Here is a 2,252-nt window from a genome sequence, read left to right on the forward strand (position 1 = left end):
ACTCCCTGCGCGCCGCGCGCGATCGGCTGCGGCCGGGCGGGAGCTGAGCGAAGGGACGGGACGGCCCGCTCGCATCGGTCCCGCGGTGGCGGTCCCCGATGCCGTGGTGACGGGAAGGCGGCCGGTCAGGCCGGTCCCGCGCCGAACGCGCGGCCCTCAGCGGACCGGCAGGCGCTGAACACCGAGCCGAGCCCCTCGCGGTCGATGATCTCGCGGAGCCGGGCGGGCAGCCCGGGCAGCGAGAGGCAGCCGCCCTCGGCGGCGACCCGCCAGCGGATGCCGAGCAGCACCGGCAGCGGGTCGCAGCGCACCCCGAGCCGGTCGCCCATCCGCACCATCAGGTGCCGCAGGTCGCCCTCGACCAGCGAGGTCAGCGTCTCGCCGAGGCGCCGGACGGTGACGGGGTCGAGGACCCCGGACAGGTGCACCACGGTGTGGTCGCCGTCGCCCGCCTCGGCCGTGGTGATCAGCAGTTCGGGCGGGGCGGCGGACGGCGTCGGCGCGAGCCCGGCGTCGGCGGGGTGCAGGGCGCGGATGGCGTCCAGCACGTGCCCGGTGTCGACGGTCGCGGTCTCGCCGGGCACCACCGGCGCCGCGGTCGCCTGGGCGACGTCCTCGAACACCGGGACGAGGCTGGACAGGCCGGTGAGGTGCAGCGCGCGCCGCACGGGCGCGGCCGTCGCGGGCACCACGGCCCGCAGCGGGCAGCCGAGCAGCTGCGCGCGGGTCTCGGTGCGGGCCAGCAGCACCAGCCCGGACGCGTCCAGCAGGATCGAGTCGCCGAAGTCGACGACGACGCCCTTGCGGGGCCGGCCCGCGGCGGGGCGGTCGGGGGCGAGGTCGCCGGCGGCCACCGCCAGCGCGCGGGAGACCCCTTCCCTGATCCCGGCGTAGTTGCGCCAGCTGATCTGCGCGGGCAGGCGCAGCACGATGAACCCTTGCCGGGTGTCCGTCCGCAGGCCCGGCACGGTCGTGTCCTTCATCTGTCACATCCCGATCGGGGTACGCGCGGAGGCACGGGCCGGGGCGGGCCCGCCGGCGGGCGGCGTCACGGGGGCGGACGCGGCGGCGCGGCCCGGCGGCACCGGGGCCCGCTCGCCGTCCGGATACGGCGGCCGCGCGCCGCGCACGACGCCCGTGAGCCGGGACGCCGCGAGGCGCTCGATGGTCCGGGCGTCGGGCCGCATCCCGAGATGGGTGCAGCAGCACCACAGGTCGTCCACGCAACGGCGCACGTTCTCGGCCGGAATGTCGGCGAAGCGAACGCGCAGCCGCGCCACGAGGTCGTCGCGCGTCGGTCCGGCCGATGGCGACATCTCCCAGCGCTCCACTGTCCCTCCGATCGGTCTGGACGAGACGAGAAGATCGCCCGTCCGGGCGGGTCGGCAGCTGCCCGCGCGGCAGGTTCCGAGCTTGGAAGGGACCTACCCGGCGCCTGGGGCGGAAACGGCGCCGACCCTAAAGGTCCGGGCATGACATGCCTGCCGCGCGGTAAGTCCCACGGCCGTTCGGACACGGGATCCGCCAGGGCCCGGGAGCGGCGCCCCGATCACGGAGAGTACCGAGATTTTTACGGATGGTTGCCTGTCGCGCACGCCCTCGCGACGGACGGCGGGAATTGCTGATCTAGATGTCGCCGACACTCCGGGATGGTCCATGCACGCCCAGCCGAAGTACTTCACCTGCAGGACGTCCGGCCAGGTCGCCGACCCGGAGGCCGATCGCGGCCTCGCGCGGGGCGGGATCGGGGCGGAGCGGGCCGCCCCGGCGGCGGGGGCCGTCCCGGACCCCTTCGCCGAGGGCGCTCCGCACACCCCGCACTGGTTCAAGACGGCGGTTTTCTACGAGGTGTCGGTGCGGGGGTTCTGCGATTCCAACAATGACGGTTACGGCGATCTGCGCGGCCTGATCTCCAAGCTCGACCACCTGGAATGGCTCGGCGTCGACTGCCTGTGGCTGCTGCCGATCTACCAGTCACCGCTGAAGGACGGCGGCTACGACATCGCGAACTACACCGAGATCCTCCCGGACTTCGGGGAGCTCGGCGATTTCGTGGAACTGATCGAGGAGGCGCATGCCCGCGGTATCAGGGTGATCGCGGATCTGGTGATGAACCACACCTCGGATCGGCACCCGTGGTTCCAGGCGTCGCGGACCGATCCGGACGGGCCGTTCGGTGACTTCTACATGTGGAACGACACCGACGACAAATACCCCGAAGCCCGCATCATCTTCGTCGACACCGAGTCCTC

3 protein-coding genes are annotated in these 2,252 nt (G+C 73.5%); 1 reads left to right on the forward strand and 2 read right to left on the reverse strand.

The window, feature by feature from the left end; all coding sequences use genetic code 11:
• Window positions 1–125: 125 nt before the first annotated feature.
• Together ABZ914_RS50385 and ABZ914_RS50390 are read right to left on the reverse strand one after the other, a co-directional pair.
• Window positions 126–983 carry an STAS domain-containing protein gene (locus ABZ914_RS50385; RefSeq protein WP_500201675.1) on the reverse strand — a complete coding sequence of 286 codons (858 nt, stop codon included), beginning with the start codon at window positions 981–983 and terminating at the stop codon, window positions 126–128.
• Window positions 984–986: 3 nt separating this feature from the next.
• On the reverse strand, window positions 987–1,316 hold the full coding sequence (locus tag ABZ914_RS50390; protein WP_500201676.1) for a hypothetical protein: 330 nt from the start codon (window positions 1,314–1,316) through the stop codon (window positions 987–989).
• A 340-nt stretch (window positions 1,317–1,656) separates the two neighbouring features.
• On the opposite strand from ABZ914_RS50390, the gene ABZ914_RS50395 reads away from it, so the two are divergent.
• Window positions 1,657–2,252: alpha-amylase family glycosyl hydrolase (locus tag ABZ914_RS50395; RefSeq protein ID WP_500201677.1), on the forward strand; the 596-nt coding region annotated here is incomplete at its 3' end.

The sequence above is a fragment of the Spirillospora sp. NPDC046719 genome (assembly GCF_040645715.1).
In the GTDB taxonomy this organism is placed as follows: domain Bacteria; phylum Actinomycetota; class Actinomycetes; order Streptosporangiales; family Streptosporangiaceae; genus Spirillospora.

Coding starts and splice junctions, on each gene's coding strand:
- ABZ914_RS50385 (WP_500201675.1), bottom strand. CDS start 983: ATGAAGGACACGACCGTGCCGGGCCTGCGGACGGACACCCGGCAAGGG.
- ABZ914_RS50390 (WP_500201676.1), bottom strand. CDS start 1,316: ATGTCGCCATCGGCCGGACCGACGCGCGACGACCTCGTGGCGCGGCTG.